At 67.3% G+C, this 12571-nt stretch carries 10 protein-coding genes and 2 pseudogenes; 4 read left to right on the top strand and 8 right to left on the bottom strand.

The features are described 5' to 3' along the window. Window positions 1–636 (top strand): ATP-binding domain-containing protein (locus AC2VOP_RS10795; RefSeq protein WP_486960956.1); only part of this gene is annotated, 636 nt, incomplete at its 5' end. A 99-nt stretch (window positions 637–735) separates the two neighbouring features. After that, entirely contained in the window at window positions 736–1596 is an 861-nt protein-coding gene (locus AC2VOP_RS10790) for an NYN domain-containing protein (protein ID WP_486960955.1), read from the top strand. Window positions 1597–1614: 18 nt separating this feature from the next. Here AC2VOP_RS10790 and AC2VOP_RS10785 read toward each other — a convergent pair whose 3' ends face one another. Together AC2VOP_RS10785 and AC2VOP_RS10780 are read right to left on the bottom strand one after the other, a co-directional pair. Further along, on the bottom strand, window positions 1615–1989 hold the full coding sequence (locus tag AC2VOP_RS10785) for a hypothetical protein (RefSeq protein WP_486960954.1): 375 nt from the start codon (window positions 1987–1989) through the stop codon (window positions 1615–1617). A gap of 1 nt (window position 1990) precedes the next feature. Next, window positions 1991–3379: a hypothetical protein gene (locus tag AC2VOP_RS10780; RefSeq protein WP_486960953.1), complete on the bottom strand. Its 1389-nt coding sequence runs from the start codon at window positions 3377–3379 to the stop codon at window positions 1991–1993. Between the two features lie 155 nt (window positions 3380–3534). Between AC2VOP_RS10780 and AC2VOP_RS10775 the strand changes: the two are divergent. Continuing rightward, a pseudogene (locus tag AC2VOP_RS10775) lies at window positions 3535–5780 on the top strand (YecA family protein). A gap of 20 nt (window positions 5781–5800) precedes the next feature. Here the strand turns inward: AC2VOP_RS10775 and AC2VOP_RS10770 are convergent. From AC2VOP_RS10770 to AC2VOP_RS10755, 4 genes are all read right to left on the bottom strand, one after another. Beyond that, on the bottom strand, window positions 5801–6346 hold the full coding sequence (locus AC2VOP_RS10770; protein WP_486960952.1) for a hypothetical protein: 546 nt from the start codon (window positions 6344–6346) through the stop codon (window positions 5801–5803). Window position 6347: 1 nt separating this feature from the next. Beyond that, window positions 6348–6656: a helix-turn-helix domain-containing protein gene (locus AC2VOP_RS10765; protein ID WP_486960951.1), complete on the bottom strand. Its 309-nt coding sequence runs from the start codon at window positions 6654–6656 to the stop codon at window positions 6348–6350. Window positions 6657–6738: 82 nt separating this feature from the next. Continuing rightward, on the bottom strand, window positions 6739–7137 hold the full coding sequence (locus tag AC2VOP_RS10760) for a type II toxin-antitoxin system VapC family toxin (RefSeq protein ID WP_486960950.1): 399 nt from the start codon (window positions 7135–7137) through the stop codon (window positions 6739–6741). After that, the gene (locus AC2VOP_RS10755) at window positions 7134–7379 is read right to left on the bottom strand and encodes a type II toxin-antitoxin system VapB family antitoxin (RefSeq protein ID WP_486960949.1); all 246 of its coding nucleotides are present in this window, start codon (window positions 7377–7379) and stop codon (window positions 7134–7136) included. The genes AC2VOP_RS10760 and AC2VOP_RS10755 overlap by 4 nt, the downstream gene beginning before the upstream one ends. Here AC2VOP_RS10755 and AC2VOP_RS10750 point away from each other — a divergent pair. Next, a pseudogene (locus AC2VOP_RS10750) lies at window positions 7366–7560 on the top strand (hypothetical protein); the annotation flags it as partial. The gene AC2VOP_RS10755 and the pseudogene AC2VOP_RS10750 overlap by 14 nt on opposite strands. Before the next feature lie 59 nt (window positions 7561–7619). On the opposite strand, the gene AC2VOP_RS10745 reads toward AC2VOP_RS10750, so the two are convergent. Then, on the bottom strand, window positions 7620–9194 hold the full coding sequence (locus tag AC2VOP_RS10745; protein ID WP_486960948.1) for a PE-PPE domain-containing protein: 1575 nt from the start codon (window positions 9192–9194) through the stop codon (window positions 7620–7622). 206 nt (window positions 9195–9400) lie between these two features. Beyond that, window positions 9401–12559, bottom strand: a complete 3159-nt coding sequence (locus tag AC2VOP_RS10740) for a TM0106 family RecB-like putative nuclease (RefSeq protein WP_486960947.1) — start codon at window positions 12557–12559, stop codon at window positions 9401–9403. Window positions 12560–12571: the final 12 nt, after the last annotated feature.

The following is a 12571-nucleotide window of genomic DNA, read 5'->3' as shown; positions in this document are numbered from 1 at the left end:
CACGTCGAGTGGCTGGACGACTCAGCCGACACGGCCGAGCAGTTGGCGGACATCGTGGTGCCGCACGCCCTGCGGGTGCGGCAGGCCGCACTGCTCGGGAACGACGCGGAGGCGTTGCGCACACTCGACGAACACCGGCTGCTGTGCGCGCACCGCGACGGCCCGCACGGGGCGCGGCACTGGAACCGGCAGGCCCGCCGCTGGGTCGCCGAGGAGACCGGCGACCCGGTGTGGGCGGAGTGGTACGCCGGGCGCCCGGTGCTGGTCACCGCCAACGATGACGGGCTGGGGGTGCGCAACGGTGACACCGGCGTCGTCGTCGTGCGCAACGACGGCCTGCGGGCGGTGATCGCCACGGCGTCAAGGCCGGTGGACTTGGCCACCGGGCGGCTCTGCGATGTCGAGACCATGTATGCGATGACGATCCACAAGAGCCAGGGCAGCGAGGCGCGCGAGGTCACCGTGTTGATGCCGCCGGTCGAATCGCGGTTGCTGACCCGCGAGCTGTTCTACACCGCGGTGACCCGCGCCAGGCACAAGGTGCGGGTCGTCGGATCGGAGGCCGAGATCCGGGCCGCGCTTGGCCGACGGGCGGTGCGGGCCAGCGGGCTGGCGTTGCGGCTGCGAGAGGCGTGACGCCCGGCTGTGCGCGCCACCAGCCTCGCGAGTGGCGCCCCGCCACGCGGTGGCGTCATAAAGCAGCCGCCGCACCCCTGGATGGACCACACTGGACCCATGGCGGATTCCGGCGACACCCGGGTGGCGGTATACCTCGACTTCGACAACATCGTGATCTCACGCTATGACCAGGTCAACGGCCGCAACTCGTTTCAGCGCGACAAGGCCAAGGGCTTCGACAAGCATCCCGACCGGCTGGCGCGGGCAACCGTCGACGTCGGCGCGATCATCGACCTAGCGTCGTCGTTCGGGACGCTGGTGCTCACCCGCGCCTACGCCGACTGGTCGGCGCAGGTCAACATCGGCTACCGCGAGCAGTTGGTGGCGCGCGCGGTCGATCTGGTGCAGCTGTTCCCGGCCGCGGCCTACGGAAAGAACGGTGCCGACATCCGGCTGGCCGTCGACGCGGTCGAGGACATGTTCCGGCTGCCGGATCTGACCCATGTGGTGATCGTGGCCGGCGACTCCGACTACATTCCGTTGGCGCAGCGCTGCAAACGGCTGGGCCGTTACGTGGTGGGCATCGGGGTGGCCGGATCGACCAGCCGGGCGCTCGCCGCGGCCTGCGACGACTTCATCAGCTACGACGCGCTGCCGGGGGTGCCGGCCGTCGAACCGGCCAGCAGCGAATCGAAGCGACCGGCCCGGGCCAAGGGCGAACCCGAGGAGCCGGCACCGCCGGATCCGCAGGCGGCCGCCACCGGGCTGCTCACTCGGGCGCTGCAGATCGGGCTGGAGAAAGACGACGTCGACTGGCTGCACAACTCGGCGGTCAAGGCGCAGATGAAGCGGATGGACCCGTCGTTCAGCGAAAAGGCTTTGGGCTTCAAATCGTTCAGCGATTTCCTGCGGTCTCGCTCCGATCTGGTTGAGCTCGATGAGAGTTCGACGACCCGCATGGTTCGGCTGCGCGACTGAGGCGGGATTGCCGCCGCTTTAGCGGGGGTGCAGCAGCAGCGCAAGAAAGGCCAGGCAGACCAGACCCCCGTAACCGAGCAGGATGACGCCAGCGACCCTAGCCGCGGCCCCGGGCGTGGACCGCTCACGACGACGCCGATATCGCGGCCACAGATAAGCAACCAGCAAGCCGGCAACGACGACGACCGGAATCGAGACCGGCCACCCGGTCACCACCATCATCGGGCCGTACACCAGCAGCCCCATGATGACCGCGATGAGCGTCTCGCCCACCGATCCCGCCGGGTCGTGAGCTTCCTTGACGACGAACTCGACGGCCATGCCCGCCCCGGCGACCAGGCACACCACCGCCAGCACCATCAGGATCGACCGCACGACCTGCCGGACCGTCACGTCATCTCCCCCGGGCTACGGTCGGCAGCGGACCCGACGCGGGGGACGTCAGATCGGTGGCGTAGACGTTGAAGACCGCACCCGCCCCCGTCTCCCATTGCCACTGCGGGACATCTGGTTTCACGACCGGAATCGAGGTGTCGCCCACCCAGTGGTACCGGAAAAGGCTGGTGGCCGGACCCACTTCGCTGCCGGAGTTCGCCGGATTCCATTGCAGCTGAACCGGTTGTCCACCGGGGCGGTACTGGTAGGTCTCCATGCTGGGGTAGATGGTTGTCGCGCCGCCCAACGTCATGGCACCATCGGCGCCGGGGGCGAACGTCACCCGGCCGTTGACCGTCAGGCCGGCGAGCTTGCCCAGCAACGGCTCATAGGCGTCGTGGGCGTTGTAGTCGACGGTGATCCGGCCGTCCGGCGCCTCCAGCACATTGACCTTCGGGACGGCGGCACGCGCACCGCCGCGCCGCCCGTCGACGGCGACAGTCGGGTTCTGCCGTGCCACGATCACCCCGTTGTCGTAGTCGAGCATCATCGTCACGCGCGAGCCTTCCATATCGGCGAACGCCGACGGCAGCCGGTTGTCGCCGAAGTTGTCCGGAACCCAGCGTCCGGTGACCAGATCGGTGAAGTCCATAGCGAAGTTCTGCACCTTCTCCGAGGGGATGAACAGGTTCGTCCGGGTGATGCCGCGGCCCGGCTGCGGGGTGAACCGGCCCGCGACGACTTCGGCGTCCACCCCGTGATTTCGCGGCTGGTAGCTGGTCGGGTCCAGCGCGGCCGCCATCCGCCAGTCGTTGGCCGACACCGGATCGCGGCCGTAGACCTGCCGGAACGCCGCGCGTTGACGCTGTTCTTGTAGCGCGTCGTCGGCGATCTGGGCCGGGCTCAGTCCGTCCGGCCCGACAACGGGCCCGGAGGGGTCGTTCGGGATGGGCGCGTCGCCGTCGGCCATGTCGATGGCGTTGGCCAGTTCTTCGTCGGCGGCATTGGCCGCGCCGATGATGGCGTCCAGGCGGGCCTGCAGCGCCACCTGTCCGACGGGGATGACGTTGTTGGACAGCGGATCCATCGTGGCGTGTGCGGCGGCGACATCCTCGCGCAGCACAGCGAGGTCGCGTTTGACCTTCGCGATTCGGTCCGCGGCACGGTCGGCGGCACGCGCCACCGCCAGCGCCTCGTTTCCGTGTGCGTCAAGATCCCTGCGAGTCGCCTCGACCGCATTGCCGGCTGCGTCGGCGGCGCGCCCGCCCCAGGTCGCAAAGACCGGCAGCGTGGCCAGGGCGTCAGCGGCGATCGACGTGGCTTCGGCGCGGTTGCGCGCCGCGTGGAATACCTCGCGCACCGCGTCGGGGTTCCACCGGTCGATGTCGACCAGCGACAGGCCGGTCATCTGCTACCCCCCAACCGGCCCATCGTCCACCTCCTCCGCGGCGAAGTCTGGCAGCCGCCGCAGGCGGTGTCACTTCACCTGCTGGCTGTCGCTCCGCCACCCCGCGCCGAGGGTGCGACACGCTCCCGTCACACCGCGGGCATAGGGTGGTCGACGTGGCAGCAGCGTTCGACGCATTGGAGATCCCGATAAGAATCCTCGCCGAGCACGGACCACTGGACGGGGAGGATCTGCCCCAGCGCCTGCGGGACGCGGGTGTGCCCGACCCGGACGACACCGCAGACCAGGTTCTCGACGAAATCGACTGTCCAGCAACGCAGCTGGCTGATGACCGGTGGATATGGCTGCCAGCTGTGCTGGCCGGTCGAGTGTTCACCCACCGGGTCAGTGCAGACGAGGCGTCCCACGACCTGCTCGTGACGGCGCCGGACCTGGACCCGATCACCACGCTCTGCAACTACGAGCAGTACCAGCGGCTGGCCGACGGGTCGCCGGTGCAGAACGTGCTGGCCGGATACGACGACGAGCTCTTCGAGGAACGCGACATCCCGGCTGAGTTGGCCGAGGAAGGCGCGGCGCTGCTGCTAGCGCCGGGCACACTCGCGGCATCCGGCATCACCGAGGGGGATCTGGTTGGGATCCGGCTGACCACGAAGGGCCTGGTGATCGAGCCGGTCACCGCGGTGACCGATGCTGGGGTCGGCGCTGCGCTCGCGGCGACGCTCGACGCCGACGAGCCGGAGTTCTTCGACGTGGCGGTCTGGACTGCGTGCGTCAGCGACCCTGCGTTGTTCACCGAGCCGACGCCGCCGCTGTCAGAAGTCGTCGCCGACTACGGCCTGGCGCAACGCGGCGAGTGGTTGGCGCCGACCGGATTCGACTTCGCACGTTGGGATTTCGAGCGTGGATGCGAACGCATGGCCGCAATCCATGATCTCGACGACTACGACGCGGTGGTGTTGTACGCGCTGGTCTTTTCCTTCACGAAGATTTCGCTTTTGCTGGCGCTCAACACCGCCGCCGCCGGGTCGCTGGACGCCGCGGTGGCTACCCTTCGCGACGGCGCGGGCACCGGCACACCCGAGTTCGACCGGGCCGTCGAATTGGCTGGCACATTCGGGGCCGCATTGGCCGACCCGGAGCTGGCCGAACTGCTGGTCGACGAGACCATCGACATCGACCCCACCGAGGGGGCCACGCTCAAGGTGTTCGCCGAGCTGTTGGAGGCCAGGGTGCCGCCGGCGGCGCGGGTGGCCTGCCGGTGGCTGCGCGCGGCGGCGCTGGCACGCATGGGCGACGTCGACGGACACGAACGCGAGCTGCTGGCGGCCGAGTCGATGAACGTCGACTGGCCGCTGCCGCTGCTCGATCTGGCCCGCATCGCCTCCGACCGCGGCGACGCCGAGGGCGGGCTGGCGCTGCTGCACCGCGCCGGCGCGCAGCCGGACGACCCGCTGATGGAGCTGCTGCAGCGCTACCGCTCCGAGCCGCGCCGCGACCTGGGCCGCAACCAGCCGTGCTGGTGCGGGTCCGGCCGCAAGTACAAGAAGTGCCACCTCGGCCGCGAGCAGCTGCCGCTGCCCGAACGGGCCGGCTGGTTGTATGCAAAGGCCTTCCAGCACATGCTGTCCGGCGGTTGGAGGGAGCTGCTCGTCGAGACGGCCTATGCGCGCAGCCGATACATGGCGGACGACGAGGACGACGAGGACGACCCCCGCGACACGCTGATCGCAGCGATGGGCGACCCGCTGGTGGTGGACGCGGTGCTCTTCGAAGGCGGTGCGTTCGAGGAGTTCCTCGCGGTGCGCGGGTCGCTGCTGCCCGACGACGAGCGGTCACTGGCCGAGCAGTGGCTGCTGGTGGACCGGTCGGTGTTCGACGTCGAGCAGGTGCGCCCCGGGCAGGGAATCACCGTGCGCGACGTGCGCAGTGGCGACAGTCACGAGGTGTGTGAGCGGACCGCCAGCCCCCAGCTCAAACCCGGGCAGCTGATCTGCGCCAGGGTGGTGCCCGCCGGGGACACCATGCAGATCTTCGGTGGGCTGGAGCCGGTCGCGTTACACGAACGCGGCCCACTGATCGAACTGCTGGACTCCGAACCCGAGCCAGCGGAACTGGTGGCATGGCTCAGCCGCCGGTTCGCGCCGCCGAGGCTGGCCAACACCGAGGGCGATCCGATGGTGCTCTGCGAAGCCCGCGTGCGGATCGGCGATCCGGCCGGCATCCAGGCCGCGCTCGACGACACCATCCCGCCCCCGACGGCCACACCCCCCGGCAGGCCGCCGATGACCCCACCCGGCGCGGCGATCTGATCAAACTCCTGGATTCCTTCCCGGCCGGTGCGGCCGCTCGCGGCGGCATGGACGCCGACCGGCTGCGCGACGCGCTCGGATTGCAGTGACCACCGTCGGCTCGTAGCGCTCAGCAGTCCGGGCGTGATTGGCCTGTGTCGCGACCACGATCCTGCGCTCTAGCCGAGCCGCGTGAACCGCGGGCGAGGATCTCGCGGAGCGTGGGAAGCACGCGCTGGTCCTTGGGCCGATTGGCTGCCTGCTTCGACCGGACGACGTCAGCGAGCGAGGCGACCGGCACAGCCACCCCGTACAGTTCCACCACAACCGCGTCCTTGCGCAGGTCCGAGTAGCCTGCGGTCCCCGCCGGCGTGAACGATAAGTCAAGATCGCCGGCCGTTGTCGTGAGGTTCCACATTTGCACGGCAGCCAGGGAGTCTGCGTCGGCGGCGAATGGCAAGCCCTCCGGCACCGAATCCGTGCGCACCCGTGCATCGAGTTCGACAAGCGCCGCTACAAGCCGAGTCAGGTTCGCCCGGTCAATCTGCGGCGTGATGTCGACGTCCTCGGTCGGGAACGGTGAGCCGTGGTAGACCGCCGCCAGCCCGCCGATGAGGACGTACGCCACGTGGTGTCGGTCGAGCACCTCGAACAACCGGGCCAGGTCGAGTTCCATGTCAGTCGCGCACTGCCCGCAGCTGCAGCGCCAGCCGGGTGTGGCGGTCCATCCGTTCCTGACCAGACAACTCAGCCAGCCGCGCTGCCTGCGCCATGTCGCTATCGTCACGCGTCACCAGCATGATCTCCAGGTCGAAGCCGCAAAGCCGTACCAGGCGGAGCACGTCATCCAGGCTTACCGCGGTGCGACCGGACTCCCAGCGTGCGATCCCGGGCTGGGACGTCCCGGCCCGGGTTGCCAGTTCGGCCTGGGTCAGCCCGGTTCGCCGCCGCGCTTCGCGGATCAGGTCTCCGCCGTAGGACGTCACTGAATAACGATAACAGAAGTGTTATGTGGCCTGCCGGCCTCCGGGTTTGCCCGCGGTTCATGCGCTGCGCGGCCATGCCGATTCAGCTTTCCAATGCCGATGGGATCCCAGTGTGCTCGAAGTCATCACCCTTCCACAGCAGCGGCTCCCGGAGATCGATCGCGAGCGCGTACGAGAGGCAATCACCGAAGTTCAGCCCCGCTGGATGACCGCTGCCTTTGCCGAAATCGACGTAGGCCTGGCGGGCGATCCGCGCCTGGCGCTCCGTGACCGGCTCGATCGTCAACCGGGCTTCCTCGACCAGCTCATCGAGCGCCCTGCTGAGGATCGGATCTCGCTGGGCATCCAAGACGATCCCGCACTCCAGGTAGCTGGCCGCCGACAGCCGTCGCGCATCCGCGGTGGCGATCGCTCGGGCGTAGACGGCGGCGTCGTCCTCCTCTTTGAGGATCGCGATAAGCGCAGAGGTATCGGTGATCACGCCGGGAGCCCACGGTCGTCATAAAGCAGGGCTGCGTGATCTAACCGCCTGGTTTCGGCACTCATCCTCAGCGCGGCCTTGTGACCGATGGCCAGCAGTCGGGCCGCGAGATCGTCGCTTTGCAGCCTGGCCAACCGTTCGTTTACCGCCGTGGCCACCACCTGGGCCTGGGACTCGCCGGTGATCTTCGCGATCTGCTTCACCGTTTCGTGAATGGAAGCATCCTTGATGTTCAACGCCATAGTGGTACCTTTCTACCGCAGCAAGGGTACCAATAGTTGCAACACCAGGTTGACCGGCTGGGACACCTACCGCCGGCTGGACCGGTTGCCGTATCTGAGCGCCGACACCCAGACCCTGCAGCTGTCCAGCTTTGACCGCAGCGGCGGACGGGCCGGGGGCTGGCGGGCCGCCGGTGACTGCGGCCGGGCTTGGTGGGCGCGGCCCGGATGGCTGGGCCACAGTCGCCAATGAGCAGCCCATCAAGAGAATAGGGTCGCCAGGTTGGCCACGGTTCCCAAGGCCACTTCCCCGACGGGTGCGAGTGTGCCGAAGGTGAACGCGAACGGGACCAGCGCTACGTCGGCGGCGATCGGATCACCGATCGCGCCAAGGAGATTCCCTGCGTGAAGCTGGTCCAGGAAAAGGGTTGTGTCGTATTCCGGAAGGCCGGTCAGGATGGCGGTGGCTGTGTCTGCAACAGGGAGCAGGGTTGCGTAATCAGCCGAGAACGTGCCGGTGAGGGCGTTGATGATGTCGGTGGGTGACGAGGTCAGCGTCGCATCCGAAGCCGGGAACCCGAAGAACCCGAGCAGCGTGTGCAACAGCTGATCAAGGGACGCGTGCTGCAGATCGATCCCCAACGCGTGCGTCCCCGACGCGATCAGCGTCGACAGCGCGGGGTTGTCCATGATCGGCGTCGGCTGGTAGTTAGCCGGGTTCTTTAGTGCTGCGATCGCGTCGTGGATGCCTGTCTGCAGGCCGTTGCCCAGCGCGGTGGCGAGCTGGGTCAGGTCGACGTTGGGGAACAGACCGAACGTGGTGGGAACATTCGCGTCCCCCTGCGACCAGCCGTCGGTGATGCTGCCGTAGCCCAGGTTCACCAGAATCCGCATGTCAGGCTCGAGTAGGTCGTAGAGCGGCTGGCCGACGACCGGGAGCAACTGCAGCAGTTGCAGCAGCGGCAGTTCCGTGTTCGGAATCATGTAGTAGTCGGTCATGGTGTCGGACGCCGACGTCGAAAGTTGAATGGCCTCACCGCCGTCGGCGACCGGTTTGAGCTGTTCGGGTGTCAGACCCATGTACGCGCCGTGCGCAAGAAGCAGGCCGAAAAATGCGTTGAGGTCGGACAGGACATTGATCGGGTACTGCGGGAAGTCGGCGAAACCGTCGTATTCGATGGTGTAGATGTCGGTCGGATAGAGATCGGCCGGGGTCGCGCCGCTGAACGTGATACCCAGGCTCGGGAAAGACGGGCTCTCACCGTTGAATGGGACGTCGAAGCGTTCCAGCACCCCGCCGTTAGGCGCACTCGGGTCACCGACCAGCACAAAGTGCACGTCGTCGCTAGGCACGTGTTCGCTGTTCAGCTGGGGCATCGTCAGCGAAGCGACCGACGAACTCTGGGACCAGCCGAAAACCACCACGGGGTTGGCCGCGTCGACGCCGCCGGCGTTGATCTGGCTATGGACCGCCGAGTCGAGGATCTGCTGGCCCTGGGCGAACGACGTGTCGGTGGGCAGGCTTTTGACGCCGGTCACCGGGTACAGCCCCTCGGGGGTGAACAAGGGCTCGGTGGAGCCGGTGAAGCCGAGCGGTTGCAGGTACATCGAGTCGGCGGCGGCCACGTAGGACTGAGACGGTATCGGGATGCCGCTGGGGCCGATGACCAAGGCCGTGCCGTCTCCCAGCGGTGAGCTCGCGTCGTCGACGCTGGCCAGCCGCACCACACGGGCCTGAGCGTCGGGCGTCGGCGGTGCCGCCGGCGGGATAGCAATCAGACTCGCCCCGGCGATGGCGACACCGGCGGTGCAGTACCGACGAAGTGCGCGATGCATGCGGCCCCCTACGTTCGCGAAACCATCGCAGCCAGCGTGCTGTGACGTCCAGGGATACCGTAGACCACTTTCAGGGGGCAGCTCATACGTATTTCATTGCGGTGCATACCGTGTACCTGGCGGATGCGCAGAACTCGCAGTGCGCGCAGGGTTCGGGGCCCGTTTCCGGGTGTGGCCCGTCTGGCGAACACCACCAGCCACATCCGTCACCGCACCGGGGGATAGGCACAGTTGCCCGCCTTGCAGCGACAAGCTCCGTTGTCGCGCGTAGCCGGGCACTTGTCTCTATCGTTCCCGGCGGCGGCGGTCGGCAGGCCGGCCTTTTCGACGAACCCGTTGAGCGTTGCGATCAAACGCATCTCGTCGACCGTGCGCGCTCGGGCGTTGAGGAGTTCCTCGGTGCATACCAGATAGGCCAGGCAGCGGGCGCGGCTGATCGCGACGTTGAGTCGGTTGCGGGAGAACAGGAAGTCGGCACCGCGGGTCATGTCTTCCCCGGTTGAGGTAGCCATGCTGAAGAAGACCACGGCGGCTTCCTGCCCCTGGAATTTGTCGACGGTACCGACCGGAACCGCGGCGACGTCCGGGTTTTCGGCGAGCCGATCGCGGATGAGGTGGACCTGGTCGTTGTAGGGCGCCACCACCATGAAGTCGTCGGCGGCCAGCGGATTCACCTTGCCGTGCTGGTTGGTCCACGGAGTCCCGATCAGCCGGGCGAGCGCTGCGGCGATCAGCTCGGCTTCTTCGACCGATTCGGTGGTGTTGTCCTGATGCTCGCAGGCCAGCCAACGCAGGCCGGTTCCCGCTACGGTGGTCTGCTGCCGGCAATCGGGATGGCTGGTCAGCCGGCCCTGGTAGATCTGGGTGGAGATAAACGCGCACACGTCGGGGTGCATGCGCCGGGTCTCGGAGAGGAAAACTCCGCGCTTCGCAGGCAAGGTCACTTCGTCGCCGAGGACATGGGCGAGAACGCTTTTGCCGCCACCGCCGGGGTGGACGGCCTGGGTGACCTGGGGAAGCTGCAGCGGATCGCCGAGCAGAATCAGGTTGTGCGCAGAGCAGGACGCGGCCAGCGCATCAGCCAGTGCCAGTTGTCCGGCTTCGTCGATGAGCAGTACATCGACGGGGGCGCTTCGCAGTTCGGCGCTCGCGAACAACCAGGTCGTTCCGGCGACAAGGTTGAATCGTGCTGCCACGCACTGCGCATTGGTGCTTGTGTAGGCGATCCCGGCGAGTCGGCGTCCTGTCTCTGAGCCGGGTTTGCGTATGGCGCACAGCAGGTCACGCTCGCCGGCGTCGTCGAAGACTTTGACGATCGCCTTCAGCAGATGGTCGATGGCCGCGTGGCTCATCGCGGTGATCCCGACGCGACGACCGGCGATGATCAACGCGTGCACCAGGTGGGCCGCGCAGTAGGTTTTACCCGTGCCGGGCGGACCCTGGATCGCGACGTAGCTGTGGTCGAGTTGGGTTGCCCACCTGGTCATCTCGGTGAGGTCTTCACCGAACAGACCGTCGGCGGGCCCACCACCGGCCGTGAATCTGGGCAGGTCGCGTCGTAACAGCGCCGCGGTCACGGCGTTCGGTTCGGCTACCTGCGGGTCCAGCACATGCGCGGCGAACTGCGACAGCGCCAGCGCCTTGGGTTTGGTTGACATCCAGTCATGCACGACGACGGTGCCGGGCAGATAGCCGGATTCCTGCTTCCCGTCGTTCCAGAGCAAGTCGAGGTGCCCGCTGTCGCGGTCGAGCCGGTCGATCGTGGCGTAGTGCCTCAGCCCGTCGGGGCTCATGTACAGCACGGCACCGTCATCACTGGGAAAGCCGGCGCTGTCCTGGGGCGGGAAAGCAAACCGCATAGCCGGTGTTATCGGGGTGCCGTACCGGCCGATCCGCTCAACCAAGCCGACCGGCTGCAGCCCGGACAGGACTTCGGGATCGTCGAACAGCGTCGTCGGGTCCGCGTCGCATTTGCTCATTTTCGGTGCGACATACGCGCACCATTCCCGAAGCCAGTACCCCAGGACGTCACCGAGCAGGTGCTCCGGGGTGTCCGGGTGGAAGGCATGCAGTCGGTCCACCTGCTCGTCGAGTTCCGGGATGCCGGCATCGGGCTCAAGCTGTGCTGTGCGCCAAGGCATTTCCGCAGACCGGTGATCGATCAGCCAGTCGCGCAGCGCCAGAGTGGCCCGCACGTCGTCTTCGTTGTAGGAGGCGATGCGGCCCAGCCTGGCCTGGTCTTGATCGGCGATGAACTGGTCGTATTCGACCACAGCGCCGGAACCGGCGTCGATATCGTGGCCGCGTTCAAAGGTGGTCAACCGCTCGACGGACTTCAGTCCGTAGGATTCGACGCCGGCCTGTACCGCGTTGCGGACCACCGCTAGCAGGTCGACGAAAAACCCGGTCTGCACCAACCGGTTCAGCTGTGCCTCTCGAATACCGTGGATTGCGGTCAACCGTTCCAAGGCTGAACGCTCGGTGTGGTTGTAGTGGTAGGCATGCGCATCCGGGTAGCCGGTGCGGCGTGTCTCCAGAAAGTCGATCAGCGCAGCTATCGCGGTTGCTTGCTCGTTAAGGTCGTGAGCCCACCAGGTTCGATACCGCCACTGGCCATCTGGTTCGCGTTGGAGCAGACCGAACAGAAAGAACAACCCGGTGTCGGGGCGCCAGAACGGATGGCCTTCGAAGTCGAGGAAGACATCGCCGTCGTCGGGCGCCGGCAACAACTCCAGGCCATGCCCCCAGGTCGGGTCGGCGCCGGGTTCGATCATGGCGTACGGCAGCGGGCCCGTATCGTCGAGCCGGGCTCGAACCTGAAGCGAGGCCTGCTCGACCAGTCGTGCCAGCCTTTGCGGACGGAGCCCGTCGACGTCTGTGCGGTGCTCCGCGAGCCGAGCCAGGGTCGGTACGCCATCCTCGGTGAGCGCGGCCCGCTCCGCGGCGCGGATACCCGCGACATAGACCAGCGAGTCCTCCCCGCGCCACCGGGCGGTGCATACGTCGAAGAATTCGCAGAACTCGCAGTGCGCGCAGGGTTCGGGCACCGTTTCGAGGTTGGGCCCGGCGGCCAACGCCCGGGCGAGTTGGCTGCGCAGCCGACGCCAATACGGCGCGAACTCGTCGACGACCAGATCTTCGACACCGCCCGACCCCAACCACAGCCGCATCCGGCGTGGCCGCACCCCGGTGAGCGCTGCGATCGCGTCGGCGTAGAAGCACAGCTGCAAAACGTGCCCGGGCTTGGCCTCGTTGCGGGCCAGCTTTGCGTCAACAGGCTCGTAGGACACCGTTGCGTGCTCGTTGTCTTCGACACGCTCAACGAAGTCGGCGATGCCGCGCATGCCGTCGTGCACGAAAGGCATCTGATAAACCAC

It is taken from the genome of Mycobacterium sp. TH-M106, from assembly GCF_057473765.1.
The sequence above is the reverse complement of the archived record's forward strand: the minus strand, read 5'-3'. Positions and strand labels throughout refer to the sequence as shown.

Bases quoted from the DNA above. Each gene is read 5' to 3' on its own strand.
- AC2VOP_RS10790 (WP_486960955.1), top strand. From the start codon at position 736: ATGGCGGATTCCGGCGACACCCGGGTGGCGGTATACCTCGACTTCGAC.
- AC2VOP_RS10780 (WP_486960953.1), bottom strand. From the start codon at position 3,379: ATGACCGGCCTGTCGCTGGTCGACATCGACCGGTGGAACCCCGACGCG.
- AC2VOP_RS10770 (WP_486960952.1), bottom strand. From the start codon at position 6,346: ATGGAACTCGACCTGGCCCGGTTGTTCGAGGTGCTCGACCGACACCAC.
- AC2VOP_RS10755 (WP_486960949.1), bottom strand. From the start codon at position 7,379: ATGGCGTTGAACATCAAGGATGCTTCCATTCACGAAACGGTGAAGCAG.
- AC2VOP_RS10745 (WP_486960948.1), bottom strand. From the start codon at position 9,194: ATGCATCGCGCACTTCGTCGGTACTGCACCGCCGGTGTCGCCATCGCC.
- AC2VOP_RS10740 (WP_486960947.1), bottom strand. From the start codon at position 12,559: ATGCCTTTCGTGCACGACGGCATGCGCGGCATCGCCGACTTCGTTGAG.